This is a genomic window from Micrococcus antarcticus, assembly GCF_044872765.1.
Taxonomy (GTDB): Bacteria; Actinomycetota; Actinomycetes; order Actinomycetales; family Micrococcaceae; genus Micrococcus.
Genome location: NZ_CP085253.1, coordinates 547,035 through 572,074, shown reverse-complemented (window position 1 = coordinate 572,074; position 25,040 = coordinate 547,035). Strand labels below are relative to the sequence as shown.

Annotated in this window: 33 protein-coding genes; 2 read left to right on the top strand and 31 right to left on the bottom strand. The window is 72.1% G+C overall.

All coding sequences use genetic code 11. The features are described 5' to 3' along the window. Position 1: 1 nt before the first annotated feature. The 26 genes from LG274_RS02745 to LG274_RS02620 all read right to left on the bottom strand — a co-directional run bounded on the left by LG274_RS02745 (position 2) and on the right by LG274_RS02620 (position 20,289). Positions 2 to 1,405, bottom strand: coding sequence for an N-acetylmuramoyl-L-alanine amidase (locus LG274_RS02745; protein WP_404465261.1), 1,404 nt, complete (start codon positions 1,403 to 1,405; stop codon positions 2 to 4). A gap of 66 nt (positions 1,406 to 1,471) precedes the next feature. Next, complete coding sequence (locus LG274_RS02740; protein WP_404465259.1) at positions 1,472 to 1,726, bottom strand: hypothetical protein; 255 nt, start codon at positions 1,724 to 1,726, stop codon at positions 1,472 to 1,474. A gap of 4 nt (positions 1,727 to 1,730) precedes the next feature. Then, complete coding sequence (locus tag LG274_RS02735; RefSeq protein WP_404465257.1) at positions 1,731 to 2,276, bottom strand: hypothetical protein; 546 nt, start codon at positions 2,274 to 2,276, stop codon at positions 1,731 to 1,733. A gap of 9 nt (positions 2,277 to 2,285) precedes the next feature. Then, a complete protein-coding gene (locus LG274_RS02730) occupies positions 2,286 to 3,140 on the bottom strand; it encodes a hypothetical protein (protein WP_404465255.1) in 855 nt (284 codons plus the stop codon). Positions 3,141 to 3,153: 13 nt separating this feature from the next. Further along, on the bottom strand, positions 3,154 to 4,005 hold the full coding sequence (locus tag LG274_RS02725) for a hypothetical protein (protein ID WP_404465253.1): 852 nt from the start codon (positions 4,003 to 4,005) through the stop codon (positions 3,154 to 3,156). Further along, entirely contained in the window at positions 3,989 to 5,395 is a 1,407-nt protein-coding gene (locus tag LG274_RS02720) for a hypothetical protein (RefSeq protein ID WP_404465251.1), read from the bottom strand. The genes LG274_RS02725 and LG274_RS02720 overlap by 17 nt, the downstream gene beginning before the upstream one ends. Further along, positions 5,392 to 6,210, bottom strand: coding sequence for a hypothetical protein (locus LG274_RS02715; RefSeq protein ID WP_404465249.1), 819 nt, complete (start codon positions 6,208 to 6,210; stop codon positions 5,392 to 5,394). The genes LG274_RS02720 and LG274_RS02715 overlap by 4 nt, the downstream gene beginning before the upstream one ends. A gap of 13 nt (positions 6,211 to 6,223) precedes the next feature. Beyond that, entirely contained in the window at positions 6,224 to 8,758 is a 2,535-nt protein-coding gene (locus tag LG274_RS02710) for a hypothetical protein (RefSeq protein WP_404465247.1), read from the bottom strand. Positions 8,759 to 8,774: 16 nt separating this feature from the next. Continuing rightward, on the bottom strand, positions 8,775 to 9,119 hold the full coding sequence (locus LG274_RS02705) for a hypothetical protein (RefSeq protein WP_404465245.1): 345 nt from the start codon (positions 9,117 to 9,119) through the stop codon (positions 8,775 to 8,777). After that, positions 9,119 to 9,619, bottom strand: a complete 501-nt coding sequence (locus LG274_RS02700) for a hypothetical protein (protein WP_404465243.1) — start codon at positions 9,617 to 9,619, stop codon at positions 9,119 to 9,121. Before LG274_RS02700 ends, LG274_RS02705 begins: the two co-directional genes overlap by 1 nt. Before the next feature lie 99 nt (positions 9,620 to 9,718). Continuing rightward, a complete protein-coding gene (locus tag LG274_RS02695) occupies positions 9,719 to 10,300 on the bottom strand; it encodes a hypothetical protein (protein ID WP_404465241.1) in 582 nt (193 codons plus the stop codon). A gap of 29 nt (positions 10,301 to 10,329) precedes the next feature. Beyond that, a complete protein-coding gene (locus LG274_RS02690; RefSeq protein WP_404465239.1) occupies positions 10,330 to 10,698 on the bottom strand; it encodes a hypothetical protein in 369 nt (122 codons plus the stop codon). 3 nt (positions 10,699 to 10,701) lie between these two features. Beyond that, complete coding sequence (locus LG274_RS02685; RefSeq protein ID WP_404465237.1) at positions 10,702 to 10,968, bottom strand: HK97 gp10 family phage protein; 267 nt, start codon at positions 10,966 to 10,968, stop codon at positions 10,702 to 10,704. Further along, entirely contained in the window at positions 10,965 to 11,327 is a 363-nt protein-coding gene (locus tag LG274_RS02680) for a hypothetical protein (protein ID WP_404465235.1), read from the bottom strand. Before LG274_RS02680 ends, LG274_RS02685 begins: the two co-directional genes overlap by 4 nt. Position 11,328: 1 nt before the next feature. Then, complete coding sequence (locus LG274_RS02675) at positions 11,329 to 11,748, bottom strand: hypothetical protein (RefSeq protein WP_404465233.1); 420 nt, start codon at positions 11,746 to 11,748, stop codon at positions 11,329 to 11,331. A gap of 11 nt (positions 11,749 to 11,759) precedes the next feature. Then, positions 11,760 to 12,050 carry a hypothetical protein gene (locus tag LG274_RS02670; protein WP_404465231.1) on the bottom strand — a complete coding sequence of 97 codons (291 nt, stop codon included), beginning with the start codon at positions 12,048 to 12,050 and terminating at the stop codon, positions 11,760 to 11,762. Between the two features lie 82 nt (positions 12,051 to 12,132). Continuing rightward, positions 12,133 to 13,071, bottom strand: a complete 939-nt coding sequence (locus LG274_RS02665) for a phage major capsid protein (protein WP_404465229.1) — start codon at positions 13,069 to 13,071, stop codon at positions 12,133 to 12,135. Between the two features lie 23 nt (positions 13,072 to 13,094). Further along, positions 13,095 to 13,709 carry a hypothetical protein gene (locus tag LG274_RS02660; RefSeq protein ID WP_404465227.1) on the bottom strand — a complete coding sequence of 205 codons (615 nt, stop codon included), beginning with the start codon at positions 13,707 to 13,709 and terminating at the stop codon, positions 13,095 to 13,097. A 32-nt stretch (positions 13,710 to 13,741) separates the two neighbouring features. Then, a complete protein-coding gene (locus LG274_RS02655; RefSeq protein WP_404465225.1) occupies positions 13,742 to 15,001 on the bottom strand; it encodes a phage portal protein in 1,260 nt (419 codons plus the stop codon). A 19-nt stretch (positions 15,002 to 15,020) separates the two neighbouring features. After that, on the bottom strand, positions 15,021 to 16,436 hold the full coding sequence (terL, locus tag LG274_RS02650) for a phage terminase large subunit (protein WP_404465223.1): 1,416 nt from the start codon (positions 16,434 to 16,436) through the stop codon (positions 15,021 to 15,023). Next, complete coding sequence (locus LG274_RS02645; RefSeq protein ID WP_404465221.1) at positions 16,433 to 17,122, bottom strand: hypothetical protein; 690 nt, start codon at positions 17,120 to 17,122, stop codon at positions 16,433 to 16,435. Before LG274_RS02645 ends, terL begins: the two co-directional genes overlap by 4 nt. Before the next feature lie 370 nt (positions 17,123 to 17,492). Next, positions 17,493 to 17,774, bottom strand: coding sequence for a VRR-NUC domain-containing protein (locus tag LG274_RS02640; RefSeq protein ID WP_404465219.1), 282 nt, complete (start codon positions 17,772 to 17,774; stop codon positions 17,493 to 17,495). After that, positions 17,761 to 18,510, bottom strand: a complete 750-nt coding sequence (locus LG274_RS02635) for a hypothetical protein (protein WP_404465217.1) — start codon at positions 18,508 to 18,510, stop codon at positions 17,761 to 17,763. The genes LG274_RS02640 and LG274_RS02635 overlap by 14 nt, the downstream gene beginning before the upstream one ends. Next, a complete protein-coding gene (locus tag LG274_RS02630) occupies positions 18,507 to 18,779 on the bottom strand; it encodes a hypothetical protein (protein WP_404465215.1) in 273 nt (90 codons plus the stop codon). Before LG274_RS02630 ends, LG274_RS02635 begins: the two co-directional genes overlap by 4 nt. Further along, positions 18,779 to 19,969: a hypothetical protein gene (locus tag LG274_RS02625; RefSeq protein WP_404465212.1), complete on the bottom strand. Its 1,191-nt coding sequence runs from the start codon at positions 19,967 to 19,969 to the stop codon at positions 18,779 to 18,781. The genes LG274_RS02630 and LG274_RS02625 overlap by 1 nt, the downstream gene beginning before the upstream one ends. Continuing rightward, positions 19,966 to 20,289 carry a hypothetical protein gene (locus LG274_RS02620; RefSeq protein WP_404465210.1) on the bottom strand — a complete coding sequence of 108 codons (324 nt, stop codon included), beginning with the start codon at positions 20,287 to 20,289 and terminating at the stop codon, positions 19,966 to 19,968. The genes LG274_RS02625 and LG274_RS02620 overlap by 4 nt, the downstream gene beginning before the upstream one ends. A gap of 668 nt (positions 20,290 to 20,957) precedes the next feature. Between LG274_RS02620 and LG274_RS02615 the strand changes: the two genes are divergently transcribed. After that, on the top strand, positions 20,958 to 21,866 hold the full coding sequence (locus LG274_RS02615; RefSeq protein WP_404465208.1) for a DUF4192 family protein: 909 nt from the start codon (positions 20,958 to 20,960) through the stop codon (positions 21,864 to 21,866). 452 nt (positions 21,867 to 22,318) lie between these two features. On the opposite strand, the gene LG274_RS02610 is transcribed toward LG274_RS02615, so the two are convergent. Genes LG274_RS02610 through LG274_RS02600 form a run of 3 tightly spaced genes read right to left on the bottom strand, consistent with a single transcriptional unit; the run spans position 22,319 to position 23,117 of the window. Next, on the bottom strand, positions 22,319 to 22,672 hold the full coding sequence (locus LG274_RS02610) for a hypothetical protein (protein ID WP_404465206.1): 354 nt from the start codon (positions 22,670 to 22,672) through the stop codon (positions 22,319 to 22,321). Further along, complete coding sequence (locus LG274_RS02605; RefSeq protein WP_404465204.1) at positions 22,669 to 22,857, bottom strand: hypothetical protein; 189 nt, start codon at positions 22,855 to 22,857, stop codon at positions 22,669 to 22,671. The genes LG274_RS02610 and LG274_RS02605 overlap by 4 nt, the downstream gene beginning before the upstream one ends. After that, positions 22,854 to 23,117: a hypothetical protein gene (locus LG274_RS02600; RefSeq protein WP_404465202.1), complete on the bottom strand. Its 264-nt coding sequence runs from the start codon at positions 23,115 to 23,117 to the stop codon at positions 22,854 to 22,856. Before LG274_RS02600 ends, LG274_RS02605 begins: the two co-directional genes overlap by 4 nt. Before the next feature lie 150 nt (positions 23,118 to 23,267). Here LG274_RS02600 and LG274_RS02595 point away from each other — a divergent pair, with 150 nt between their 5' ends. After that, entirely contained in the window at positions 23,268 to 23,471 is a 204-nt protein-coding gene (locus LG274_RS02595; RefSeq protein WP_404465200.1) for a hypothetical protein, read from the top strand. 54 nt (positions 23,472 to 23,525) lie between these two features. Here LG274_RS02595 and LG274_RS02590 read toward each other — a convergent pair whose 3' ends face one another. Further along, positions 23,526 to 24,215, bottom strand: coding sequence for a hypothetical protein (locus tag LG274_RS02590; RefSeq protein ID WP_404465198.1), 690 nt, complete (start codon positions 24,213 to 24,215; stop codon positions 23,526 to 23,528). Between the two features lie 108 nt (positions 24,216 to 24,323). Further along, positions 24,324 to 24,956 (bottom strand): hypothetical protein, encoded by a 633-nt coding sequence (locus tag LG274_RS02585; protein ID WP_404465196.1) that lies wholly within the window; start codon positions 24,954 to 24,956, stop codon positions 24,324 to 24,326. Positions 24,957 to 25,040 lie beyond the last annotated feature (84 nt).

Genomic DNA, 25,040 nt, shown 5'->3' with positions numbered 1-25,040 from the left:
ATCAGGCTCCCTTCGAGACGGTCAGCCTCGCGCCGACCTTGAGGTTGTGCGGGTCCTTGGCGGCCGCGGGGTTCAGCGACTGGATCACGGCCACGGAGACGCCGTAGCGGCGGGCGATGCCCCAGAGGGTGTCGCCGGCGACCACGGTGTGCACCGTGCCCTGCGTGGCGCCCACGGTGGCCGGGCGCGGCGGGCGGGCGTAGCCGCGCAGGCCCCGCTTGTCGAGGGTGGCCACGTGCGCGGGACCGGCGGAGAAGCCGTTCTGCTGGAGGACCTTGAGCTTGCTGCCCAGGTCCTCGATCAGCAGCGCCGTGTGGCCGTACTCGACCTGGACCTTCTTGCCGCCGCGGGTCTCGGTCGCCACGCCGTAGGGCGCGCCCCAGGAGACGACGTCGCCGGGCTGGCCCTTCTCGGTCGGGGCCACCCAGGTCCAGCCCTGGCCGGAGTCCACGAGCCCGCGGGCGACGTCCTTGCCGTTGCCGTAGGCCTGCGCCCGTGCGCCGAAGCGCGAGATCGCCCAGTCCTTGGAGATGTCCACGCACTGGTACGGCTGGCGGGCGGGGAACCCGTCGACGTCGACGCGCTTGCCCACGGTCGAGGCCACGTACGCGTCGAGGATGCCGGCGATGCCCGCGCGCACCTTGGCGAGCGGGCGCACGTACCGGGCGGCGAACCAGAGGCCCGCGCCACCGCGGCCGGTGCTCACCTGCCACGGGGTGCGCGCCTGGATCCAGGTGGCGCCCTTGGAGTCCTTGTACGTCCGACCCGTCGCGGCGAGCTGCAGTCCCACGGCGAACGACTCGCGCTGCCCGGTGAAGACGGGCTTCGTGGTGTCGCTGGAGACGTGACCAATCAGCGGGCCGTCGACGATCACGTGCGTGAACGCAGCCGCCTTCGCCGGAGCAGCAGCGGGCTTCGCCGGCGCAGCCGCGGGCTTGGCCGGCGCGGCGGTGCCGCGCGCGAGACGGTCCAGGCGGGCCAGATCCCAGCGGCCGGGGCAGGTGGTGGCCTTCCACGCCTTGTGCGGGATCAGGGGCAGGTCGCCGTAGGTCGCACGCAGGGTGCGCACGAGCTCGGCCACGGTCTCGTAGTCGCCGTCGCGCGCCTCGGGCCGGCACTCGATGCCGATCGAGGTGGCGTTGCCCTTGGCCGAGCCGGCGTGCCAGGCGGCGTCGTCGGGGTCGACGATGCACGCCACCTTGCCGGCCTCGACGATGTAGTGGGCGCTGGTGTTCGCGTCCTTGCGGGTCAGCCACGAGATCGGGCCGTCGAAGCTCTGCCCGTCCTTCCCCCAGTGGTGGATCGTGATGGACGTGATCTTGCGGTCGTGCCCGAACACCTTGCGGCACTCGGCGGCGGGGGTGAAGGCCGGGCTGTCGTGCTTGGTGATGTACTCGTAGGCCATGATGTCTCCTCAGGTGTGACGAAGCCCCCGCACCGGGCGGCGCGGGGGCTGTGGGGTCGGGTCGGGTCAGTTGTTCTCGGGCGGCGTCCAGACCGGGCGCGGTCCGACGTCCTCGGGGCTCATTCCGGCGGCGAGGCAGCGCTCGCGCAGGGTCGCCAGCTGCTCGGCGTAGAACGCGGCCTCGGCACGGGCGTCCGGGGTCTCGCCCCGGGCGCGCGCGGCATCGGCACGGGCCTTCACCCACGCGTCGACGATCTTGGACAGCAGGCCGCCGACGCCGAGGGCGGAGATGATGGCGACGATTGCTTCAGGAGTCCACACCGGCTCAGGCCCCCTTCGTGGTTGCGGCGGCAGCCGCGCGAGCCTCCACCTCCCGGTCCTGGCTCTCCATGACCATCTGTGCGGCGACGATGCGGTGCTCCGCGGTCTGTGGCCCCTTGCCGGGCGCGTACGGCCCGGCGTGCCGCAGATACATGTAACGGCTGGCGCCCAGGCAGGCCACGGCGACGCCGCCGTACGCGGCGAGCAAGACCACACGCACGCGCAGGGGGTCGGGGTCGGTGAGCAACATTGCGGCGTCGGTCATCACCAGCGCGCCCATCAGCGGCAGCAGGAGCGCGGCCAGCACCTCGCGGTGGTGGTACCCGCGCCAGGCCGCCGGCACGCCGACCAGGCCGGCGAGGACGCCGACGACACCGAGGGCGACGAGGGTGATGTCGCGGGCCTGGTCGCCCGGGATGTGGAAGGTCACGGCGATCACGGCAGCGCCGGTCACCGCCGCGAACAGGTACGAGAGCACGGCCACGACGGTCAGCGCCCGGGGCTCGTGCAGGGACGCCCAGATGCGGTCCCGGTGTTCGTGGGTGAGCATGGTGTCTCCTCAGAGAATCACGTTGGAGCGGTACGGCTTGGCATAGGTCAGCGCCTCGCCGCCCTCGTTGAAGGTGTCGTCCTGTGCGCCGGGCTTGGGCACGTAGCGCGTGTCCGCGCCGTAGCCCACGAGTCCGCCGCGCAGGTCGTCCGGGCTGGTCAGCACGCCGTTTCCGTAGGCGAAGCCGGTCAGCTCGATGGTGCCGGTCACGCCGGCGAAGGCGTCCACGGCCGCCTGCGGCCAGCGGTACTCCAGGCGGTAGGTGCCTGACACGAAGAACAGGCCGGTGCCGCCGGTCAGCGCGCGGCGGTCCATCTTGAACAGGGTGCCGTTCGGCGCCCAGAAGTAGTGGTCGTTCGTGTTGTTCAGCGGCGAGCGCAGCTGGGTCGACGACACGGTGGTGCGGTCCGCCGCGGTCAGGGCCGCCGGGTCCTTGGTGAACGCGCCGTCGGTGAACATCACCGACTTGTACGTCTGCCCGCCGGTGGGGATGCTGTTGGCGTCGGACGCGGCGCTGTCGTCGTAGAGGTACCCGGACGGGTCCGAGTGCGAGACGCCGCGTGCGTCGTACCCGCCGACGGCGTAGGCCACGCCGCCACGCACCACAGCCTCCTGGCTCAGCTGCCGGAACCGCAGCCCCCAGGTCGGCACGTCGCCGACGGCGGTGTACTGGTCGAGCCACATGTCCAGCTCTGCGTGCCCGGTGGCGCGCGTCACGAACGGCTGGTGCAGCATGCCGATGCGCTTGCGGCGCGCGACGCTGAGCGGGTCCCAGCCGTAGCTGCGGTAGAGGTGGCAGGGCACCACGCGCCCGTCAGGGTGGCGGTGCCACTGCACGTCGGGGTCAGGCAGGTTCACGGGCACGCGGTGCCTCCTCTCACTGCGGCCACGGGCCGCGGGCCAGGGCCACGGGGTAGTTCGGGGTGTGGAAGTCCCGGTCGCGCACACCGATCTTGGGCTCGTACGACGTCGAGACGTTGGAGCCGAACTGGCCGAGCAGCCCCTCGGGCCCGGGCAGCGTGTAGCCGCCCAGCGCCGCGTAGCCGTAGAGCCTGAACTGCGTGGTGCTGTTCAGCGTCGGGTAGGCCTGGATCCACGCGGGGTCGAAGCTGTACTTGATCAGCCGGTGGCGGTTGTCTCCGCCCAGGTGCGCGGCCGGCGGCTCCATGATCGCGGGCGTGGTCGTCCCCACGGTGCCGTTGCCCAGCCAGAACCGGTGCGTCCACTGCGGGCCGATCGGCGCGTCGAGCGAGCGCTGTGTCATCGCCCACTCGCCGGCGTCGTCCAGGTAGCGGATGTACGGCGGCCGGCCGGCGCCCTGCGGCACGAGCTCGTGGCTGGGCATGACCGTGGACGCCTCGCCCAGGATGTACGCCTCGCGCCCGGGGTTGGGCAGGTACGAGGAGGTCTGCGTGAAGCGCAGCCCCCACACCGGGTTGCCGGCCGGGTCGTAGTGGTCCAGCCAGGCCATCATCTTCGCGCCGTACGAGCTCGAGCGCATGACCGGGATCTCGTGCACGAAGCCGATGTCCTTGCGCCGGCCCACAGGCTCCGGGTCCCAGCCGAACGGGTGGAACCCGTGGCACGGCACCACGCCCAGCTCGGGCCGGTCCGGCAGCGGCGGGTACGGGATCAGGAACTCGGCCACCCGGTCGAGCTCCTCCTGCCACCACGGCGTCGGGATGTCCACCAAGTGCCAGGTGGACTCGCTGTCACGCGAAGCTACCATTCTGGGGCCTCCAGGAGTCGCCGGGTTCCATGTTGTTCGGGAGTACGGAGCCGTACCAGTAGACGGCCACCGCACCCACCGGCCGCGGCATGTTCGCGTTGGCGTTGTGCCTCACGGCCGCGTAGGTCTCCGGCGTGCTCGTGCCGGTGCCGGTGCCCGGGTCGGTGCCAGGGTCGGTGCTCGTGCCGCCGCCGGTCGTGGGCGTCTTCGCGCCCAGGCCGCGGGCCCCGCGGGCACGCACGCCCTCCTGCATCGAGCGCAGCCGGCGCATCGCCTCGACGCGCGGGTCGGGCATCCGGTCGCCGACGACGACCGCCGCGCGACAGCCCTTGTCGTCCTGGTCCACGGTGATCTGACGCACACGGTGCGTCTCGACCGCCCCGTTGCCATAGGCGACGGTGATCAGGTCGTCGACGTCGAAATCACGCCACGGCAGCCAGCGCGCGGCCCAACAGTCCAGGCCGAGCGTGAGTTCGGCCTTCCTCGTGCCCTTCGTCGTCAGGTGCAGCGCGCCGATCGCGCGCAGCGTCGACACGTCCTTCACGCCTGACGCGTCGAGCGCCACCGCTCGAACGCGGCTCGGGTCGATGTCCGGTGCCTCGACGATAGCGGCTGCGCCGTCGTCGCCCTTGACGTAGGCGCGGTTCGCGGTGGACTCCACCTCGGCCTTGCCGGGTGCCTCGGTGATGTCGCGGGTGGGCATGATCTCGACGGTGGCCGACAGGTCGCGCCCCACAGAGGACGGGTCGAGGACCGTGATCCGGTTCTCGTAGAACTGCACCGAGCACAAGCCGCGCTCGGACAGCGAGCGCGCCAGGTCGACGAGCGGCGAGAACGTTGCGTGTTCCTCGACGGCCAGCGTCTTGGTCCACGGGTTGCCCAGCGAGTCGGCGTCCTCGCTGATCGCGGAGACGTCCACGTCGGGCAGCTCGCCGCGCGCCTGGGACTCCCTGATCGCCCGGCACAGCACCTGGCCGACGGTGGACCCGGCGGGCCAGGAGCGGGGGTAGTGCTGCTCCGTCTCGCCCAGCTCGCGGACCGGCGCGACGAAGTCCGGCGCCTGCAGCAGCACAGCACGATCGAGGTCACCGTAGAGGCTGCGCGCCGTCCACGTCACGGTGCGCCGGTTCAGCCGGTCCCAGCCGACGTGCGTCAGGCGGAACCGGCCGCCGCGCGGCTCCTCCCAGAAGCCGTCTGCGTCGCGGTAGTGCACGGCGACGACGGCGTCCTCGACCAGCAGCTCGGAGCCCCTGCCGTCCACCGGGTACTCGAACACCAGGGAGGAGACCTCGTCGGGCGTCGTGTCAGGGCTGATCTTCGACGCGTCGGGGAGCAGCCGCCATTCGCCGGACGGCTCCTGTGCCCAGACGCTGACCATGAACAGGCTCATGCGAAGCGCGCCTTCCTTGCGACGATGCTGATGACGTTGTCCGTCGTGACCTTGTACTGGTGACCGCCGTCAGGGTCGATGGAGGGGATCAGTGGCAGCATCGCTGACCCGCTCCAGCCCATGTCCTTCATCACGGACGCGCCGGTGACGGTGTTGACGGCGGTCATGTTGCCGCAGTCCACCTGCGCCGCGCCCGCCCCGCGGTACACGATCCACTGGCCGCCGGACTCGACGCGCACACCCGACGGCAAGGTCAGCAGCGCGTCGTAGATCGGTGCGGTGCCGCCGCCCAGCCCGAAGATGGACTGGGACGCGCCTGGCTGGACTGTCGCGGCGTTGATCTCCTCGCTCCGCAGGTAGACGCCCGGGAGCTCGACGGTGACGGTGATCTCGGCCGTCAGGTTCGAGTCGCGCACCTTGACCTTGGCCGGCGTGACCACGACCGCCTGAGCCGTCCAGCGCTCGCCGTCGGCGTCGACGTACACGTACGACGTGGCCCGCCCGGGACTGCCGACCAGGCCCAGGAGGGTCTGGAGGTTGTCCTCGAGCTGAGCACGCGCCGCCCCCCAGGTGCCCGGCTTCGCGCCGGTGATCGGGTTGCGGGGCTGCACGTGGAGCTGGAGCACGACCTCGGCGGGGTCGTGGACGTCGGTGCCGGCGACGTACACACGCCCCGGGCGGCCCGGCATGGAGACCGCTGCCGAGCGGACGGCGGGGGCCGAAGCCCCCACCGCCTTGTCATAGTTCCAGCCGTAGCCGTCGAGCCGGACGCCGCCGAGCTCGATGTAGTCGGCGGCCCCGTTCGTGGTGCGCATGGGCAGACTCCTCTCAGAACGACCCGCCATAGACGGCGGCCTCACGGGCGCCGCGAGCCATGTCCTGGCTCGCGGACTGCACCTGCGGGTTGTGGATGGTGATGTTCTGGTTGACGGTGCCCCCGCCGCCCCAGGCTCCGCCGGGGGCGCCGCCGAAGCCGTCGCCGAAGCCGCCGCCGCCGCCGGAGAACCCTCCGCCGGAGTCGTCGCCGTCGACCAGGTCGATGAGCTTGCCCAGCAGCGGGACGTTCTTGACCAGGTCGCCCAGGCCCTGCTGGATCGAGCCCCACAGGTTCGCGAGCCATTCACCGACGGAGCTGAAGGCGGTCTTGATGCCCTCGGTGATGCCGGCCCAGAGCCCGCCGAACCAGTCGCCGAGCGCCGAGAACACGTCCCGGAACCAGTCGAGCACCGCCGAAACGGTGGCCTTGACCTCGTCCCAGTGCGTGCCGATGCCGACGATTGCCGCCACGAGGAGACCGATCGCGCCGATCGCCCAGCCGACCGGGCCGGACAAGGCCAGGCCCAGCCCGGCGGCCACGCCAGCCAGCTCGAACGCGGTGCCGATGCCCGCGATGAGCGGCAGGATGATCTCGATGTTGTCCATGAGGAAACCCAGCGCGGGCACGATCACGTCGAGGGCGAACCGCCCAAACTCGACCGCCGCCGGCAGCAGCTCGATGAAGGCCGAGACCAGCCCCGGCAGGTGCGGGGCGAGTTCGATGACGGCCTGGCCGAGCGCCGCCACGGCGTCGGACAGGGCCTGGGCCACGGCCGGGTCGGCGAACACCTCGCCGAGCGCGCCGGCGATCAGGGTGAGGCCGTCCACCAGCACGGGTGCCAGCTGAAGCGCCAGCCCGGCGAACTGTTCGAGCACCGGCAGCAGGAGTGGCAGGATGTCGGCGAAGCCTTGCGCCAGCACCGGGAGCACGCCCGTGGCCAGCCCGCCCATGAGGGTGAGGATGTCGCCGAGCGAGGGCGCCATCTGGGCGAGCACCGGACCCACCTGCGTGGCCACGTCGGCCACGGAGCCGAGCAGGGACTGCAGGCCGGCCTGGACGTCGCCGGAGCCGAGCATCGAGCCCAGGGCACCGACCACGGTCCCCAGGCCCTCGCCCAGCAGCGGGCCGACCTCGCGGAACGTGTCGAGCAGACCCAGGACCAGGTCCTGGAGGCCCGGGCCGGCCTCTGCAATGAACGCCCCCCAGGTCTCGCGGGCGGCGACGAACGCGCCGCTCAGTCCCTCCTGGAAGGCGGGGGAGTTGATCGTCGCGTCGAGCTGCTGCAGCCCGTCGGCGAGCACGGAGAGCGTGGAGCTGCCGGCATCGGCGGCTGCCTTGGCGATGCCGCCGATGGCGCCGAACAGGCCGTCAGCGGCGCGCCACAGGTCCTGCAGCGCGACGAGCCCGGTGTCGAGCATCCGCTGCAGGGTGCCGTCGTCGACGGCGCCGGAGAGCGCCCCGCTGGCCCGAGAGGCCACGTCCGCGGCCCAGCCGGCCAGCTTCGGCAGCTGCGACGCGCCGAAGTCCACGAGGTCGGCGAGCGCCTGCGTGACCGGCTCGAAAGCCGGGCGCAGGGCACGCGCCCCGTCGGTGATGTAGCCGAAGAAGCGCTCGATCCAGTCACCGGAGAGCGCCCCGCGCAGTGCGTCGGCCAGGTGCCCGGCCTCGGTGCCCATCGCACCGGCGGTGTCCGACCACGCCCGGGTCAGGCGCGGCATGAGCTCGTCGGCCATCTCCAGGATCGGCCCGCGCGCCGTGGACCAGAAGCCGTCGGAGACGGCGACCTTCAGGCCCTTCCACGCCTCCACCAGCTCGGGGGCCTGGACGGCCACGTCCTGGAAGGCCCACGCCAGGGTCTGCGCGCCCACCTTGACAGCGGCGAGAAGACCCGGTACGGGACCGGCGAGCCCGCCCAGCTGGCCGAGCGACGCGGCCACGGTCAGCACGTTGCCAGCGAGCACGGCACCACCGGAGCCGGTCACGGAGAGCGCGGCGGAGAGGAGGCCGATGCGGGCGATCTTGCCCGGCTCGAGGGTGCTGAACAGCCCGTCCAGCTGCTTCCGGAGCCCGTCGATGCCCGTTGCACGGCGCACCGGGCGGGAGAGCCCGTCGAGTGCGCCGCGTGCTGCGCGCAGGCCGGCGCCGTCGACGTCGACCTTGATCCGCGCACGGCGCACTCGGGCGACGCGGTCCAGCTCGCGCCGTGCGGCTGAGGCGTCTGTCGACGCGTGCACCACGGCCCGCGGCGCGTCGATCTCGATCCGCACGCGCGCGGTGTCGCGGGCAAGCCCGGCCATCTGGGCACGAATCCGCGCCACGGACGCCTTGGACAGCTCAGCCTCCAGCTTCAGCGCCGGGACCTGTCGGGCCGCCGAGCGGGAGGCCTTGGTCAGGTCGTGAACCAGCGAGCGACCGTCGATGCCGGCCTTGAGCTGGGTCAGCGACTTGCGCACGGAGCCGACCGCGGCCTTGAGCCGGGCGTTGAAGTCGCGGTCCTTGACGGGGACGATCTCGACGCCGGCTTCGGCGACGACGGTGAAGGCCATGTGCGCTCCTCGGGTGTCAGCCGAGGAGGGCCAGGACCGCCTCGGGGGTGGAGAGTTCGTCGATGCGCTCTTCGCGCTGGCGGGCCTCGTGGGCCAGGGCCAGCGGGGACTTGAACGCCTCGCCCTTCTCGCCGCGCAGCCCGTTCAAGAGGGCGACCATCAGCTCGCGGTCCACGCCCCAGCCGAAGGCGGAGACGTCGCCGGCGAGCGCTGCGGCGGTACGGGTGGTGTCAGGCAGGGCCTCCGCCACGGCCAGCGCCTCGGCGGCGCTGTGGGGACCCTCGCCGTCGAGCACGGACCAGAGGTCGATGCCCGCGGCGTGCAGGTCAGCCCACAGCGCCATGCCGGCGCGCCGGAGCATCAGGCAGAGGCCGACGCTTCCCCCTGCTGGTCAGCCCCCAGGTGGAGGGCGATCAGCTCGGCGCGGTCGATCGCGTCGAGCTGGGTGAGGGCGCGCTTGGCGACCTTCTCATCGAGGATGGCGGCGGTGATCACGTCGCCGGCGGTCTCGCCGACGCGCTCGGCGTCCAGGAGGCCCTGACGCATTGCGGCGATGGTGTCCGCCACGTCCTCGGAGGTGAACTCCGGGGCGTCCTCGGCGGCCTCGGCCGCCTTGGTGGTGCCGACCTTGCGGCCGGCGGCCTTGTCGGCGGCGCGGCGCTCGGCGCGGGAGGCGGTGCCGTCCACGGTGGCGACCTTCATGAACTTCTCCAGCGCGTCGAGGTACTGGTCCTTGCGCTCGGTGGGCAGGAGGAGGAGGTGAGTCAGGGTGACGCGGGTGCCGTCTTCGACGGTGACGACCAGCGACTCCGGGCGGCCCTTGGACCGGGCGCGCAGTTCAGCGATGGTGAGCTCGGGCATGGTGCGGACTCCTATGCGTAGGGAGGGGCGCGGACGGGGGTGAGCCCTGGCGGCGAGCGTCCGCTTCTCGCCGCCAGGGGGTCTAGGGAAGGCCGGGGATCAGGCGCCGGTGGCCTTGTCCAGCGGCAGCGTGAAGGTCTTAGCCGACTGGCCAGCCATGAGCTTCGGGGTGATGCGCAGCGGCAGCTCACCGAAGGAGCCGCGTCCGCCGAGCGAGCCCAGATCTTTGGTCGCGCGGACCTCGGCCAGGGGCGCGTGCAGGTACACGGGCGCCGAGGGGGTCACGACGACCATGAGGAACGCACCGGTCACCGCCGTCGGGAAGATGTTCTGGCCGATGGAGCCGTCCGCACGGGTCACGGCGTTCGCGCCATAGGCCAGCTTGAGGTTGGCCGTGTCCCACTGGACGACCTTCACGATGTAGTGCTTCGTGGTCGGGGTCTGGTCCGAGAACATGTCGGGCACCTGGAGGGTGCCCGAGGTCTCGATCTCGCCGCCTTCGGTCTCCACCTCGACAGCCTGCTCGATGGAGGTGTGGCCGATGTGACGGTAGTCCAGCGCCTCGATCGCGGCGATGTCGCCGAGCTTGGCAACGGGGGGAGCGGCGGCGTCGCCGGCACCCTCCTTGAAGAAAAAGTACGCGGTCGAGACCTTCATCACGTCGTGCTTGACGTATGCCATGATATGTGCTTCCTATCTGCTGTGCGGGCTCAGGCCACGCGCTGGGTGAGGGTGAGAGTGGCGGCGAGGTACCGCCGGGGGTGGCCGCTGTTGTCGACCAGCTCGATGGGCAGCGAGCAGGAGGCCTCGACGCACTCCACGCACTGTGTGGCGTGCTCGATCCAGGAGCGGACCTCGAGGGCGAGCGCCTGGGCCTCGCGGTCGGTCGCGGCCCAGACGTTCACGCCCAGCTGGGCTGACCCGGTCCAGATGCGGCGCTCAGCGCCGCCGTCAGCGCGCACCACCACGGAGGGCAGCTGGTCCGCGCGGTCGTCGCCGACGTGCACGCCGGCGGGCAGGGACTGGTCGAGCCAGTCGATCAGGAAGCCGAGGGGGTCGGTGTCGAGGAGACGGTCCACGGCTCACCCCTTCGTGGTCAGGCCCAGCGCTCGAGCCAGGGTGCCGTGGTCGGCCTCGACGTAGACGGCGTGGTCGGTGCCGGCCACGACGGCAGAGCCGCGGTCGGTGGTCTCGACGCGGAGACTGTCGCGGTAGGCCCCGGTGTCCACCGGAGCGATGGACTGGGCCGCGGCGAGCACGCGCTCGGCGACGGGCCGGGTGGCGGCCTCGCGCACGTCGGCGCGGGCCAGCAGCGCGGCGATGCCCGCGTTGTCGACGCGGACCTTCACCCGGTGCCCTCGGTCACGCGCTTGGCGTTGATCACGATGCCGCCGGGCCAGCCGGGCTCGCGGGGCCAGGTCTCCGGGTGGCCGGCGACCTCGTAGACGGTGGCGTCGGGGCGGACCAGGCGGTCGCCGGGGCGCACGTCGAGCGAGGGGTCGGAGCCGTAGAACGCGACCTCGTCGGAGGTGGCCGAGCGGTCCGGGTCGTTGACGTTGCGCGAGGTCACCGGGGCGAAGGACAGGCAGCCGAGCGGGGTGTCCTGGGGCTTCGACCAGTCGGGCGAGCCGGGGCGGCGGGGCTGGTACGGATCCGGGACGATCGTCGGCCGGCGGCGCACGATGCGCTCGGTGGGGAAGGTCAGCACGTCACCACCTCAGCCGCGGGGTTGAGTACTCGTCGGCGGCGTCGTAGGCCCGCACCGGCGGCACGTGGGGGACGTAGTCCAGGTCGAGCATGACCAGGCGCGAGCCGGCGGCCGGGTCGACGAGCTGGCGCAGCTGGCCGAGCAGGTCGGCCCCGAACAGGTCGCCGCCGCCGTCGCCGAAGTCCAGGGTGTAGCTGAACGGGCCACGGGTGCGGGACACGCGGCGCGCGCCCTCGCTCGCGGCCAGGGCGCGCAGCCGCTGGCGCACCAGGGCACGGGCCGCGGCGCGCACGTCGGGGGAGGCGTCCGCGAGCCCGGGCACCTGGACGGTGAGGAGGGCGTTGACGTCCTGGACCACGGTCGGGTCCAGGCCCTGCGGCATGGCCGCGGCCAGGTCGTCGAAGGACAGGATGTCGGCCATGCGCGCTCCTCTCAGCGCTTGCGGGTGGTGCGGGCCGGCTTGGCCGCCGCGGCGGCCTGCTCCGGGGTCAGGATGTCGTCGGCGGCCTCGTCGTCGGCGGCCTCGTCGATGACGGCGTCCAGCTCGGCGGCGGAGGCAGCCGCGGCGGCCTCGCGCTCGGCGGCGCTGAGGGCGTCGACCTCGGGGTCGGGCTTGCGCTCGCCGCGGGCGGTCTTCCAGCCGAGGGCGCGCATCAGGTCGACGTTCTCGGCGACGACCTCCAGGGTCTCGTTGCCGAGGTGCATCTTCACGTGCTTGGACATGGGGTCTCCTTGCAGGTCAGGGAGAGGGCGCAGCGAGGGCGCAGCCAGTGCGGCTGCGCCCTCGCGCTCACTCAGGGGTGGATCAGGCCGCGGCCGGGGTCAGCACGCCCGCCGGGAAGCGGGTGGCCGCGTCGCCGGAGGTGCGGGAGACCGGGTTCGCCACGGCGTAGCCGACGCGGAACACGACGCGCAGCACCTTGGAGTCCTGCTGCGGGGCGTTGAAGATGACCTTGCCGGTGTCGTCGCTGATCACCATCTGGTCGAACAGGTCGAACGTGATGTCCTGGCGGACGCCCACGACGAACTTGTCGGACTCGTAGGCCAGCAGCTCGGCGGCGGTGGCGTTGAAGGTGCCGTTGCGCACCTCGCGCAGCGGGCGACCGTAGATGGTGCCCGGCAGGTTCGGGTCGGTCGGGCCGATGAACAGCGGGTTGCCGGAGGTGGTCCGCAGACCGGCCAGCTTCCAGTCGTAGCCCGCGCCACCGGCGAAGGTGTCCACGGCGTAGCCGTCGGCGGCGACCTTGCCGGCCAGGGCGGCGATGTCCGCGCCGAGGTCCTTGCCGGAGCCGGCGGCCACGGTGTTGCCCGCGGCGATCGCGCCGGGCACCAGGGCCGGGGAGGTCCAGGAGGCGGGCTTGTTGACGCCCCAGACGGCGGCGTCGTCGACGGTGCGGCCCACGGCCTCCACCAGGTACGGCTTGATGGAGTCCCAGAGCGGGATGTCGGTGTCGTCCACGAGCGCGTCGGGGATCGGCACGAGGGCGGCGACCTCCTCGGCGGTCATGATGACGTTGGACCACGCGGCCTCGGTGGTCTGCTTCAGACCGGTGTCGCCGTTGACCCAGAACGCCGACGGCAGCGCGGAGAGCACCGGCTGCTTCGACGTCTTGGTGGACATCGGCACGTGGCGGAAGGTGGACAGGGCGAGCGAGGAGGCCGGGGCCGCGGCGATGATGTCGCGGGAGACGTCCTCGGGGACGGGGACGTTGGCGCGGGTGACCTGGGCGTTGTACGTGGGCATGGTGCTCCTTGAGGGTCAGAGGATCAGGCGCGACCGCGGATGAGGTCGTCCATGGAGGGGGCCGAGCGCTGGGTGGTGCGGGCGCCGGCGTCGCGCACGGTGCCGCGCCGCGGGGCGCTCGCGGTGGTGCGCTGCTCGGTCGAGAAGCGCGGGTGGTCGGACAGGAAGGACTTGACCGCGGACCGGACGGCCTTGGCGTCGTCGGGGTCGACGTCGGCCATGTGGCGGGTGAAGCTCGAGGAGTCGAGCAGCGCGGCCACGTCGGCGTCCTCGGGCGCGTTGCGCACCACGGCGACCTGCGTCCGGGCATCGCGGGCCGACGCCTCGGCGGCGTCGATGCGGGCCTGGGTGGCGGGGTCCACGGTGGCGTCCGGGGTGGTGAGGCCGAGCTTCTGGCCCAGAAGGGTCTTCAGCTCGTCGAGCTCGGCGGAGAGGGCCTGGCGAGCGTCGCGCTCCTTGGCCAGGTCGGCGAGGACAGCGGCCTTGCCGCCCTTGCCCTCGTCCTCGGTCTCTTCGACCTCGGGGGTCTCGTCGGTGTCCGGCTCCTTGACGGCCGCGGTGTCTGCGGCGCGCGCCTGGAAGGCCTGAAGCAGGCCAGCCAGAGAGTCGGAGCTGGTGGTGTTCTCGGTCTCGGCCATCTCGGCGTCGATCCTTCCTGTGTGGGCCGGCGTCACGCCGGCGGGAGCTGACCCTCACGGTCAGCGGTGGTGGGTGCCGCGGGTGCGGCGGGGGTGACCGCGGCGTTGACGTCGCGGAAGACGGGGGTGGCGTCGAAGCCGAGCAGCTGCATGAGGCCGCGCCACACGGGCACGGACGGCAGGGTCGCTCGGCGGACTACCGCGGCCTGGCGGCGGCTGATGACCTTCAGGGACTCGCCCGAGGGGACGTCGCCGCCGGTGGGGATGAAGTGGAAGCTGGGAAGGCCGGTCACGTTGCTGACGGACTGGCGCACGTCGGCGCGCATCTCGACCAGCTTGGAGAGGTCGGACGGCTCGAACTTCCCGACCGGACCCTCGCCGTCGACGGCCAGAATCTGCTGGCGCGTGGCGTCGAACGGGGGCCGGCGGCTGACCGGCAGGTCCGGGCCGTTGGTCACGGCCCCGGCGAGCGGGTTCGTCTGGCCGGGCAGGGTCGGCACCGCGGCCTGAGCCGCCATCTTGAGGATGTAGTACAGCGGGCGGCTGTACGCCTCGGCGAGGATCGCGGCGTCGGCCAGGGACTTGTTGAGCAGGTCCTGCAGCGGCAGCACATCGGACAGGATCGAGTGGCCGGCGCCCCACATGTCGTCCGGGTCGCGCTTGAACCACACGACCGGCACAGCGCCGAAGTCGTGCGCCTCAACGTGCGGGTCGGCCTCGTCGCCGTCGGCGAACCAGCCGGACTCGTCGGTCGGCATCCGCACCACGGAGCCGCGGGCGGCCACAACCTCGGAGGAGGTCACGTAGCGCTCGACGCGGTCGGTGTAGAGCACGAGCGCACGGCCGAAGCGCCGGGCGTCGACCCAGACTTTGACGGCGTGCGCCAGGACCGTCGGGTCCTCGGCGTCGACCACGGGGACGACGGAGTCGCTGGGCTGGTACACCGCCAGCCGCGAGCCGTCCGCCCGCTCGGAGACGATGACGTACGCGTTGCCCGTGCGGAACAGCTCGGTGAAGACGAGGTCCGACAGGCGGTCCATCTCGTCGGCCAGGCTCCGGTCGACGGCGCCGCCGGACCAGGACTCGATCTGGATCTCGTCGACGAAGCCGGTGACGGCCGGCACGCAGATGTTCTCGCGGAGGTCGGCGACCATCGAGCCGTACTTGCGGCGGAAGTCGTCGGTGGCGAAGCGCAGTCGCTGCTTGCCGCGGTAGTAGTCATAGAGCGGGGCGCACCGCTTGCGCTCTGCGTCCCAGGCGGGGACGGCAGCCGTCACGTCAGAGACAGGCACGGCGCTCCTTTCGGGGCGATCAGCCCATGTCGACGAAGCCGGAGGACCAGCCCTTGTTGCTCTGTGGCAGGGCGGCGTGGGAGAGGTACTGGGTCAGCGCGTCGACCTGGTCGTCGTGCTTGGCGTTGGGGAAGGCCGCGGCCTCCTCGATCAGCTCGCCGACCCACGGTGCGTAGGACGGCAGCGGCAGGATCACGTGGTGGGACTCGAGCACCGGGGCGACCACCTCGGCGCGGAAGACCTTGCCCTCGCGCGGGACCACCGGCACGATGCCGACGATGCCGCGCTGAGTGAGGGTGTCGATCGCCGCGGCACCGTTGGCCTTGGACTCGACGAGCTTGGTCAGCGCCGCCGGCCACGTGTAGGTGAGGCGGAGCATCTGCTCGATGGTCTCGGTGAAGGACCAGCGCCCGCGGACCTGGTCCAGCAGGTAGTGCCGACCCGTTGCAGGCTCGTGCGCCCAGACCTGGCCGACGACGTAGTCGGAAGAGGCAGAGCCGGTGAAGGCCAGGTCCCAGGACTGGTACAGCTTGCAGCGGTCGAGGTCGGGCAGCCGCGCCCAGTGCCGCCAGTGCTCGCGCTGGAATACGTCGCCGTCGGCGGGGGAGGGGCGCCCCTGGTACAGGGCGGCCCAGGTGCGCGCGCCGGCGGTGGCCTTGCGCGCCTCCCACTGCTCGCTGGTGCGGCCACGGGCGGAGAGCATGAACTCGCCGTGCTCGCGCTGCAGGGGATCCTCGGTCGGGTCCTCGCATTGGGCGGGGATGTTCAGGAACTTCCACCCGGCGTCGGCGTTGCGCTCGAGCAGGCGGCCGGCGAGGTCGTCCTCGTGCCACCGCGTCATGATCACGACGACCGTCGCACCAGGCGCCAGACGGGCGGAGGCCTCGTCGGTCCACCAGTCCCAGACGCGCTCGCGGTAGGCGGTCGACTCGGCGTCGGCGCGGGACTTGATCGGGTCGTCGATGATGAGCAGGTCCGCGGGACGACCGGTGACGCCGCCGCCGATGCCGACGGAGAAGACGCCGCCGGTGTGCCCGGCGATTGCCCAGTCGGCCACGGAGCCGTTGTCCGCGGCAACCTCCAGCCCCAGCTCGGGGTTCGACGTGATGCGGCGGCGGATGGCCCGCCCGTTGCGCACCGCGAGGTCGGCGCCGTAGGAGGCGCAGACGATGCGGGTGTCCGGGTCGTGCAGCAGGGCGAAGACGGGGAAGTCGCCGGCGGCCCGGACGCTCTTGCCCTCCTGAGGCGGCATGCTGATGATCAGCCGGCCGTCGGGGGTGTTCAGCGCTTCGACCAGCGCCTCGTCGATCAGGTCGAGCGCCGGGGTCTGCCGCGTCTTCGGGTTCAGGTAGCGGGCCAGCTCGCCGGGGGTGGCGAGCTGGACGCGGCGGGCGGGGTCGAGCTGGTCGAGCACCGCCTGCCACACGTCGATCACCCGGAGGACACCACCTTCACAGCATCGAGGATCACGGCGCGCGCCACGTCGGGCGCGGCAGCGATGCGCGGGTCGGACAGGGCGGACTGGAGGACGGCGACGATCTGGGTGGCCTGGGCCTTGGCGAGCTCGACCATGGCCGCGTCGACGCCGGCGCGGAGGGACGCGGCGGCATAGCGGGCCAGGGCGTCCTGGGCGTCGTGCAGCAGCTGCAGCTCGACGGCGGCACCGGCGCGTTCGATGGTGCGGGTTACCGAGCCGAACTGGGTCGACTCGGTGCGCTCGGCCTCTGCTTCGTCCCAGACCAGGGCGTCGTGGTCGTCGATCTCGGCGACCCGGCCCTCCCAGTACGCGACCTCGGCGGCCTTGGACTGCACGAGCTCGAGCAGCGCCTGCGCCGGATGCAGTTCGCGCCGGCCACCAAAGAGAGCCACGTCCTTGGCGGCGGATGCTTCCAGCACCCGGCGGCGGGCGGCCTTCTGGACAGCGGGCGCGTTGCCTCCGTGGAACTTGCAGACGCTCGCGCCCGGCACCACCGGGCGCATGCAGCGCTGGCCGGAGCGCTTGGCCGTGGCCGAGCACTGGGGGACGCGCTTCGGCGTCACGTCGTGCTTGGGGACGTCCTCGGGCTCGAAGCCCTCGACCGGTTCGATCTCGACACCGAAGGGGGAGACGTCAGTCGTCACGGTGCCCCCTCAGAATCGGTGATATTCGGCGGATATAAGCGGTTGGAGAGACACCACGGCCCCCGGCTCGACCTTCCGCGTGGAAGGAGGGACACGCGGAGGGAGCCTGGGGGCCGTGGTGTTCAAGCGGCCATTGCCCGCCGAAGTGGGAGGTGCGGGGGCCGCGACCGCCACCAGTGGCGATCATAGTTACAGACTACGTGACAGACGGGGCGGGCGTCAAGGGTTCGTAGCTGTGGGTTCCCTGGGAAACATGGAGGGGGTCACGCCGCTGTACGAGCGTGACCCCCAACACATCCACAAGCGCAAGGAAGGCTCCAACCACCTTGCACTCACCAGCATAGACTACAATGTCCCGCCGCTCCAGCCCTCAGGCTGTGAGTTCCCTGACAAGGGCGCGGCACCCGTCGCGGGAGTCGATCACACGGACGTCCATGCCGACGGCGCGCAGCTGCCGGTGCTTGACCAGCTGGAGGGGCCGGGGGCGCTCGCCCGCGGCCTTCAGCTCGACGAAGACCACGCGGCCGGCGAGCATGACGATCCGGTCGGGAACCCCGGCGTTGGCCGGGGACACCCACTTCCAGCACAGGCCCCCGGCCGCCTCCACCTCCTTCCGGAGGTAGGCCTCGATGCGTGCCTCAGGCCCGGCCACCGCGCGGCCCCTCGACCTCGAGCACGTCGCCGAGCCGGTAGACCGGGCGGCCGGCGGTGCCGGGGTGGCTCTCCAGCTTCCCCCGGCGCTTCCACTGGCGGATCCGCTCGGCGCGGACCCGGCCACCGGTCAGCGCCTCGATCGCCGCGGGCGACAGGAGCTGGTCGGCGTAGTCGGCCTCGGCCACGGCGCGGGCGCGGGCGGTGCGCTCGGCCAGCAGCGCCTGCACGTCGTGCACGGTGCCGCAGCTCGAGCAGCGCTCGCGGTGAGCGTCCAACGGTGCCAGCAGGTCGGCACCGCACGTGCACCGGCCCAGCCCGACGCGCTCGGCGGGCGGCTCAGCCAGCCGGCGGGTGCGTTCGTAGAGCCACCAGAGCTCGCCGGCCACGTCGCCGACCAGCGGCAGGAGGACCAGGGTCGGGACCACGCCGGCCAGGGTCACGCCCGGGCGGCGTGCGCCGGCGGGCAGCAGCGACCATGCGCGGCGCTGCCAGGCGGCCAGGTCGGCGAGCAGGTCGGACGCGTTCAGGTTGATCGGCAGCGGCGCGGCGATGGCGGAGCCGCCCCCGCCGGAGGGGCGGCCCCCGCTCTTCACGAGGGCCGCCTCCAGCTCGTCGCGCAGACGCGGCAGGCGCTGGACCTGGGACTCGAAGTCCCCGCGGCAGCCGACGCACAGCCAGGACAGGTGGGCCGGGTGCGTCTTGCACGCGGCGCAGGTGCGCTCCTCGCGGCTCACGGGGTCACCTCCAGCCGCGCCCACGGGTAGGCGGAGCACCAGAGGGCGACGGTGTCGTACTCGGCACAGTCCGGCACGTCGACCCAGCAGCGCTCGTCCTCGTCCCAGGAGAGCACCAGCGCACCCTCGGGCGTGCGCCACTCGCCGTGACCGTCGCCGGTCTCGTGCCACACGAGGGCGGCGACGCCCTCGTGCATCTGGTTCTCGGTCAGCTCGGCGTCCGGGTGCAGCTCCATCTGGCCGGTCTCGGCGTTCTCGATCATCAGCATCAGAGCCAGCCCCCTTCGCGGAGCACACGGGTGTCGACCACGCCGACGCCCTCGGTGACGGTCAGCGTCAACAGACCGGTGTCGGAGTCCGCGCCGCCGCCGGCGTTGCGGAACCAGCTCGAGCCGTTGTCCAGCGTCGGGGCGACATGGAAGCGCTTCTCGCGCCCGGTGTGGATGCTCCTGCCGGACGGGGCGGTCGCCCAGTGGTGGTAATGCCCGACGAGCAGCAGGTCAGCGTCGCCGAGGGTCGATCCGCCGTGGGACTGCTTGGCCCACCAGTCGCCGATCTTCTGCACAGACCGGGCCTGGTGTCCGTGGACGATGCCGATCCGGGTCCCGAGGACGTCGAGAAGGACGTGCTCCTCGTACTCGGCCGGCAGGACGAAGCGCACGTGCTCGAACGCCGGGTGATTACGGTACTGCTGGCGCAGGATCCGCATCAGCATGAGGCCGAAGTCGTCCGCGGGCGTGCCGATGTCGACCTTGCCGCGGCGCAGGCGGCAGTGGTTCGAGCCGACGCCGGCGACGGTGACCTCGTCGGCGTAGCGCGCGCACAGCTCGACGAAGCAGTGCACGATCTGGGCCGCGACCTCGATCTGCGACGGCAGGCTCAGGTCGTTGCTGGACAGCGCCGACTCCAGGCCGCCGCCGGACTCCATGCCCTCGACGATGTCGCCCAGGTCGGCCAGCACCACGTGCGCCGGGTTGGTGCGGCGCAGGTGCGCCTCCAGCTCGTCCATGGTCGTGGCGATGCGCTCGATCAGCTCGGGCGTCCCGCCGCGCCAGTCCTGCTTGCCGATCTGCAGGTCGGCCAGGCACACGACGACGGCGGTGGAGCCGTCACGGGGCACCAGCGAACGACGGGCACGGCTGGCGGCCAGCAGACCGTCGAGGACCGGCGTGGCGACGATGGTACTGCGGTGGCGGAGCTTGGCCCAGTACTGGACCTGGCGCTCGCCGTCCTTGGCGGCCATCGTCCAGGCCTTGGGCGTGCCCTCGACCTGCACGTCCTCGGGGTCGAAGCCCAGGGCCTCGACGATCGAGTCGTACGCGGCGGGCTGCGGCGCGGTGGTCAGGACGGCCGTGCCGGTGACTCCGTCCCAGTCCACGAGTGCGGGGGCGTCAGGGCGGGGGCGCGGGGCCGGGGCGGTGGACGCCGGGGCGCGCAGGGCGTCGGCCAGGGCGCTCATTCGCCGGCCTCCTCACGGGCGGCGGCGATGGCCGCGTCCAGCTTCTCGCGGGAGCAGCTGCAGCCGAAGCCGCGGTGCTTCCCGATCGTCTGAGACGGCACGTCGACGCCGAGGGTGTCGATCAGCGCCTGACGCACGCGCGGCGGGGTGAGCTGGTCGCCGACCCGGCCGACGCGGGCGGGGGCGGCGTAGAAGGCCTCCAGGGCCTCGTAGGCCTCGGGGTCCTCGACCGCCAGGCGAATCTGGACCAGCCCGGCCGGGCAGGTCACGCGCGCGGGCCGCGGGGCCGGCGCACGGAGGGCGTTGGAGAGGGCAGACATGGGGAGCGCTCCTTCGGGGCGTGGTGTCGGCGACTCCACGCGCCGGGCGGCCGTCAGGCTTCCCGATCTTCGGCGTGCTCCCGGCCTCCCGCCGGGGCGGCCCTTCGTCCTTCCGGGCCGCTGCTATAAGCATACCAAGGGCGAGGACCTAAAGCAAGTCCAGAGGCGAAGAAATCCCCGATGCCGTTTCCCCTGGTCAGGGGGCAGAAAGGCCCGGCGGCGGCCCACGCGGAGCGAGCGGGGAGCCCACGTGGCGCAGGAGCGGCGGAGGCCCGATGTCTGCTGATTCGCGCAGTCAGACACGGGTCAGACAAGGATCTAGACACCGTTTCTGCTGGTACTTCAGCCGAAACTGCATGATGTCTGACTTGTCTTACTCTCTAGAGGAAAGTTCTATAGAGAGTAGAGATACGACCCTCTCTAGGAGGTTTGCCGTCTAAAAGTAAGACAAGACAGACATCGGCCCTTCGCCGCCATTTCCACACGTAGGCCAGCCGAACCGGCGTGTCTGACGCGTGTCTGACTTCTGCCGCCGCCCTCCGGCGCTCTGCCGCGGCGTAGCCGCCGCCGGGAGCCAGGGCGCCCCTCGCTGGTGTGTCGGTGTGGTCGCGCTGCGGCTGCAGATGTCGATGCGGAGGGTTAAAGCTTGAACCAACGAAGGAGACCCCATGCTCACCGATCCCGCTGGCCTCATCTGCGCCGTCCCCTCGATCCTCGGCTACGCCCCGTCGCCCGGGGACGCCGTCGCCTGCTACCTCAGCGACCGTGGCCGCGTACTGCTCGCCGCCCGCGTGGCCCTCGCCGATCTCGCCGACCCCCGGGCGCTGGAGACCATGACCGCCGCCGCCGAGCCCGAGGAGGTGACCGGAGTCGCGGTGGTCGGCTACGGCATGCACCCGTACCGCGCGCTCATGCTCGCCCGCGCGATCGCCGGCCCGGAGGACGAGCGCTGCTCCGTGGCCGACGTGCTGCTGGTGCTCGAGGACGCCTGGCGCGCCGCGGACGAGCCGAGCCGCGGCGGCCCGATCGACGAGGTCCGCGACCACCCCGAGGCCGTGCGCCTGGCCCTGGCCGGCTGCGCCCCGTCCCGGTCCCGCGCCGAGCACGCCGCGCACCTGGAGCCCGGTGCCGAGCTCGACCCGGACGCCGCCGGGGACGCCACGGACGCGCTGCTGTCCCTCACGGACGGGCACGCACCCGTGGACGCCCTGGCGCACACCACGAGCCCAGGGGCCCGTGCTGCGCTGGTCGCCCTGCCCACCGTCCTGGAGCACGTGCTCGGCACGATCGAGCGCACGAACGCCGGCCAGGTGCTCGCCGACTGGGCCGCCGTGGTGCGCGCGGTGCCGGCCTCGATCGCCGCCGGACCGCTCACCGTGGCCGCCGCCGCCGCGTTCGCCTCGGGGGACTGGACCTCCTGCCGGGTCGCGCTCGGGCACCTGCTCGGGTCTCCGTACGTCCACCCCGTGGTCCGCTGGATGGCCAGCACCACGGACGCACCAGGACACCCCGACGACTGGACCGTCTGGAAGGCCCAGCACCTGTCCAATGACCACCTGACCACCGCCGATCACTGACTGAACAGAGGGTCGCAACGAGGAACCAGCGAGAGCTGGCGCTCGTTGCGACCCTCTTTGTTTCTGATCAGGGATTTCTACGGGGGGTCCCAATGGGCCGGACGGGTCTCAACGCCCTCTTCGAGGGTCGCAACGCCCGGCCCATCGAGACCCTTTCCCCCTGATCAGAAACCAGATCGGCCCGGCCCCCGGTCTCCGCTAACGCTCCGACGCGGGGTCCGAACAAGGGCATAAGGGGCACTGGCACCACGACGAGGGTCCGAGTAGTGGTGGTCGGCATAGCCGACGGTGCCCGATGATGGTCCCTCGCTGCGCTCGGGCGATGCCCAATGGGCCAATGCCGGTCCCTAGCCGGGACCAATGAGGCCACACACGAAGGAGCCCCGCGAACACCGTCGCGGAGCTCCTCGGGGGCTGGATCAGGCCTTCAGCTCCGCCGGCGCGGGCCTACGTCAGGGCGCGGTCTCGTTCAGCAGCCAGGCGCTCTCCCTGAACTCGTGGCCGCCCCACCGGAAGCGCTCGAGCGCCGAGATCACGGCCGAGACCTGCGAGCGGGACATGCGGGCCAGCACCTGGCCCGGCGTGATCGCGGCCTCGCCGGTCTCCGGGTCTGCATCGGTCTCCCCGATGCTGAAACGCAGCCCCGCGCACCAGTGCGCGGGCGAGAGCACGTCGACCGACCAGCCGCCCCCCTCCAGGAGGTCTCGGGCGTACTCGACCTGACGGGCAGTGGCGCGCTCCTCGGGGGCCACGGGCGTGGCTGCCCGGCCCCGGCGCAGCTGCGCGATGAAGGCCTTGACGCTCACGCCACCACCCCCGCCAGGATCAGGACCGCGAGCATGAGCAGGACGAGCGTGCCGAGGTGGATCGTCTCCGCCTCCGGCTCCTCCGGTGCCTCGTCCCAGGTGAGGACCACGGCCACGTGCTCGGGCCCCGCGGGGCCGCCGGTCACGCCGGCGGCCTCCGCGACGTCCAGGAGGTCGTCCCTCACGCGGCCACCGCCTCGAGGGCGAGGTCGTCGAGGTAGGTCTCCTCGAGGCGCCAGAAGGCGCTGTCGTACTTGGCGTCCTCCCGGAGGCGGCGCTCCGCCTCGTCGGCGATCAGCTCGTCGAACTCGGGGTCATCGAACTCGATGTCGCCGTCGCGGCGGACGGTGATCGGGCCGGTGGGGACGTAGTAGAGGGGGCCGTAGTGGGTCTCGACGGCCGGGGCGTCGAAGTCGATGTCGTTGGTGCCGGGGATCGTGAACATGGGCGTTCTCCTTCGTTCGTTCGTTCGGTGGCCGGGGCCTCCCTGCCCCTGCCGATGGTCCCAGTCTAGGGGATAGGCCTATCAGATGCAAGCCGCAGACGAAGAAATCTGAGGGCGACTTCAGGCGGCTCTATCTGGTATGCTGATCGTATGGAGAACCAGGAGAATCGACACGCCCTTGACCGACTCGCGCGCAGCCGCGACGCCCTCGCCGCCGCCACGGAGGAGCGGGTCGCCGCGATCCGCGCCGCCCGCGACCTCGGGGTGCCCTGGCGCGAGATCGCCGGCGCGCTGGCGATCGGCGAGCGCTCGGCCTGGGCGCTGCTGCGGACCCGGGACCGCCGCGAGGACTGACCGCCGACGCGAAGAGGCCCCCTCCTCGGAGGGGGCCTCTCGTCGTGCCCGGGCTCAGACGGCCGGCTCGGCCCAGTAGGCCTCGGCCTCGGGGTCGACGCCGTGCATGTCCTCGATCTCCCACTCGGTGAACTCGGCAGCGTAGGCGTCCGCCGCGGTGGTCATCGGGCCGCCGAGCTGGTGCCGCCAGACGGGCTCGGCGTCGGCCTCCAGGAGCTCGCCGCCCGCCGTGGACCACGACCGCAGGTAGCGCATGACCCCCACGCGCGTCCAGGTCGTCCAGACGATCCAGTCCATGTCGCCCAGGAAGTTGCCGAGCTTGATGTTCTCGCGGGTCATCACCAGGGCCGCGTCCCACACACTCTCGTCGACGCCCGACACCCTCGCACCGAGCCACTGGGCGAACACCCGGAGCAGCGCCAGCCGGGACGCGGCGACGTTCTCCTGGTCGATGTCCACCCCGTAGATCGACGCCAGGGCGTCGAGCGCGTAGGCCTCGAGATGCCACGGGTTCTGGACGGCCCCGTCCAGGTGCTGCAGCTTCCGCGCCAGGATCTCGACAAGGAACGCGCCGCGGCCGCAGGCCGGCTCGAGGAAGGTCCGGCGGACGTCCAGCGGGCGGTCGGCGGCCGGGAACATCTCCGGAACCAGGTCGAGCATGGCGCGCACCTCGCGCTCGGCGGTGAAGACCTCGCCGAGCTCGCGGACGCGCTGGCGGTTGATGATCTGGTCGTTCGTGGCCACGGCGGGCCTCCTTCTCTCGGGTGCGGACCGACCCTCCCTGGTCGGTCCGTCGTGCCCCGGCTCGGTCGTGAGCCGTCGCCGCCTACGCGGTGCCGGGGCTGTGGTGGATCAGGCCTGGCCGGCCTCGAACTCCTCGATCGTGCGGACTGCGGCGCGGGGTGCGCCCGGGCACCAGTCGACGTGGACCTGGGTGAGGTCCGGGGCCTCGAACTCGTCGGCGGCCAGCGCCTCCTTCCAGCGGTCGAACAGCTCCTCGGCGAAGTCGCGGTCGAGTTCCGCCAGGGCCTCGCGCACCTCCGCGGTCAGGGGGCGGCCGTCGGCCTCGACCGTCCAGGCCTCGAACTCCGCGACCTCGGCGCCCAGCTCGGCGAGTGCCGCCTCGACCTCCTCGACCTGCTCGGCGTCGGCGGCCTCCCGGTACTCGGCGAGGGCGGAGGAGAGGCGCACGCGATCGGCGACGTCGGCGGTGCGCTGCGAGCGGTCGTGCGCGGCCAGCACCTCGTCGATCGGGGCGGTCAGGTGGAAGCGCTCGCGCCGGGGGCGCTCGCCCTCCAGGTAGACGGACTCGACGCCCTGCGTGCGCAGCGCGCCCCAGTCGTAGTCCTCCTCGTAGCCGGAGGCGTAATCGCGCAGGGCGGCGACCAGGTCGTCGATGTCGTCCCAGGCGTGCTCGTGGAGCTCGTGGTTGGCGGCGTAGACGGACTCGGCGCGGACCAGGTTGAGGGTGGTGGTCTCGGTCATTTCGGTTCCCCTTCGGTGGCGGCTCGGGCCTCCCTGCCCTCGCCTTGTGATGACTACTCTATCTGATAGCTGTATCAGAATGCA

What these genes read in the sequence shown, in the direction of transcription:
- LG274_RS02715 (WP_404465249.1), bottom strand. Translation starts at nt 6,210, where the DNA reads ATGCGCACCACGAACGGGGCCGCCGACTACATCGAGCTCGGCGGCGTC.
- LG274_RS02625 (WP_404465212.1), bottom strand. Translation starts at nt 19,969, where the DNA reads ATGAGCGCCCTGGCCGACGCCCTGCGCGCCCCGGCGTCCACCGCCCCG.
- LG274_RS02675 (WP_404465233.1), bottom strand. Translation starts at nt 11,748, where the DNA reads ATGGCCGACATCCTGTCCTTCGACGACCTGGCCGCGGCCATGCCGCAG.
- LG274_RS02595 (WP_404465200.1), top strand. Translation starts at nt 23,268, where the DNA reads ATGGAGAACCAGGAGAATCGACACGCCCTTGACCGACTCGCGCGCAGC.
- LG274_RS02735 (WP_404465257.1), bottom strand. Translation starts at nt 2,276, where the DNA reads ATGCTCACCCACGAACACCGGGACCGCATCTGGGCGTCCCTGCACGAG.
- LG274_RS02725 (WP_404465253.1), bottom strand. Translation starts at nt 4,005, where the DNA reads ATGGTAGCTTCGCGTGACAGCGAGTCCACCTGGCACTTGGTGGACATC.
- LG274_RS02705 (WP_404465245.1), bottom strand. Translation starts at nt 9,119, where the DNA reads ATGCTCCGGCGCGCCGGCATGGCGCTGTGGGCTGACCTGCACGCCGCG.
- LG274_RS02745 (WP_404465261.1), bottom strand. Translation starts at nt 1,405, where the DNA reads ATGGCCTACGAGTACATCACCAAGCACGACAGCCCGGCCTTCACCCCC.
- LG274_RS02720 (WP_404465251.1), bottom strand. Translation starts at nt 5,395, where the DNA reads ATGAGCCTGTTCATGGTCAGCGTCTGGGCACAGGAGCCGTCCGGCGAA.
- LG274_RS02665 (WP_404465229.1), bottom strand. Translation starts at nt 13,071, where the DNA reads ATGCCCACGTACAACGCCCAGGTCACCCGCGCCAACGTCCCCGTCCCC.
- LG274_RS02620 (WP_404465210.1), bottom strand. Translation starts at nt 20,289, where the DNA reads ATGTCTGCCCTCTCCAACGCCCTCCGTGCGCCGGCCCCGCGGCCCGCG.
- LG274_RS02630 (WP_404465215.1), bottom strand. Translation starts at nt 18,779, where the DNA reads ATGCTGATGATCGAGAACGCCGAGACCGGCCAGATGGAGCTGCACCCG.
- LG274_RS02700 (WP_404465243.1), bottom strand. Translation starts at nt 9,619, where the DNA reads ATGCCCGAGCTCACCATCGCTGAACTGCGCGCCCGGTCCAAGGGCCGC.
- LG274_RS02660 (WP_404465227.1), bottom strand. Translation starts at nt 13,709, where the DNA reads ATGGCCGAGACCGAGAACACCACCAGCTCCGACTCTCTGGCTGGCCTG.
- LG274_RS02615 (WP_404465208.1), top strand. Translation starts at nt 20,958, where the DNA reads ATGCTCACCGATCCCGCTGGCCTCATCTGCGCCGTCCCCTCGATCCTC.
- LG274_RS02670 (WP_404465231.1), bottom strand. Translation starts at nt 12,050, where the DNA reads ATGTCCAAGCACGTGAAGATGCACCTCGGCAACGAGACCCTGGAGGTC.
- LG274_RS02600 (WP_404465202.1), bottom strand. Translation starts at nt 23,117, where the DNA reads ATGTTCACGATCCCCGGCACCAACGACATCGACTTCGACGCCCCGGCC.
- LG274_RS02585 (WP_404465196.1), bottom strand. Translation starts at nt 24,956, where the DNA reads ATGACCGAGACCACCACCCTCAACCTGGTCCGCGCCGAGTCCGTCTAC.
- LG274_RS02710 (WP_404465247.1), bottom strand. Translation starts at nt 8,758, where the DNA reads ATGGCCTTCACCGTCGTCGCCGAAGCCGGCGTCGAGATCGTCCCCGTC.
- LG274_RS02695 (WP_404465241.1), bottom strand. Translation starts at nt 10,300, where the DNA reads ATGGCATACGTCAAGCACGACGTGATGAAGGTCTCGACCGCGTACTTT.